Genomic DNA, 1,005 nt, shown 5'->3' with positions numbered 1-1,005 from the left:
GATCACTTGTTGGCGATAAATACCCAGATTCTGCCGTTCTTTTTCCGGCCCCCGGGTAATCACCAGCGGCCAGGTGATTAATGGCCCAGCATCACCGGGCCAGCAGGTTTGAATGGGCAGTTTGCCCAGGTCAACCTCATCGCCATCAATCACAATGGCCTGACAGGGTGCTTTTTTTACCACTTTGGCGGCCATATTCAGAATAGGCCTAAACTGATGGCGCTTTTCCCACAGGTCTTTCATGCCGTTGGGCGGTTCAGGTTCTTTCAAAAATGCCAGTAGTTCACCCACTTCTCGCATACCCGACAAGCTCTCTTGGCCCATACCCATAGCAACGCGTTCCGGGGTGCCAAACAGATTGCCCAGTACCGGAATATCAAACCCCTTGGGGTTTTCAAACAACAGTGCAGGCCCACCGGCACGCAGGGTGCGGTCGCAGATTTCCGTCATTTCCAGATTGGGGTCAACTTCCGCTGTAATGCGCTTTAATTCGCCGCGCTGTTCCAGAAAATCGATAAATTCCCGCAGGTCAGAATGTTTTATGGTCATATTGGGTAAAGGCCACAGATATAAGTGTGCAAAGTGTTACGGCAATAGGAGGGGATTGCAACTATCAGCCAGGCCATAATTTTCTTTGGGTAGGCTTTGTGCAGGGAAAGACAATAAAGGCCGGTGACAATTGTTCGTTAATACTATTACTATCTATATTCTTTAAAGATGTATCAGATGGGATAAACGTTTGAATAGCTTGGCCTCAGTCTTTATTTTCAATGGCGTCGTTATCGGCATTGCTGTGCTGGTGCACTACGAAGTGCTGTATCGCCTTGCCATGCTATTACCCTCCTTGCGTATTCCTCCTCGCTTCCGGGTTCTTGCTGGTGTGGCTGGAGCATTTTTTGCGCATGTAGTAGAAGTCTGGATTTTTGCAGTGGGCTACTTCTTGATGCTGAAGTGGGATACTGGAAGTCAGCTGGGGGGAAATTTTGACGGCTCACTGCTCGATTG

General features: G+C 49.1%; 1 protein-coding gene and 1 pseudogene. One reads left to right on the top strand and one right to left on the bottom strand.

Going from position 1 to position 1,005, the window contains the following annotated elements; translation table 11 throughout:
* On the bottom strand, positions 1-543 hold a 543-nt coding region (locus V7756_RS18875; protein WP_335611747.1), incomplete at its 3' end, for a UbiD family decarboxylase domain-containing protein.
* A 196-nt stretch (positions 544-739) separates the two neighbouring features.
* On the opposite strand from V7756_RS18875, the pseudogene V7756_RS18870 reads away from it, so the two are divergent.
* Positions 740-1,005 (top strand): annotated as a pseudogene (locus V7756_RS18870) (two pore domain potassium channel family protein); the annotation flags it as partial.

The sequence above is a fragment of the Halopseudomonas sp. genome (genome assembly GCF_036961105.1).
Taxonomy (GTDB): Bacteria; Pseudomonadota; Gammaproteobacteria; order Pseudomonadales; family Pseudomonadaceae; genus Halopseudomonas.
Note: the sequence above shows the minus strand (reverse complement) of the source record. Positions and strands in the feature narration are given on the sequence as shown.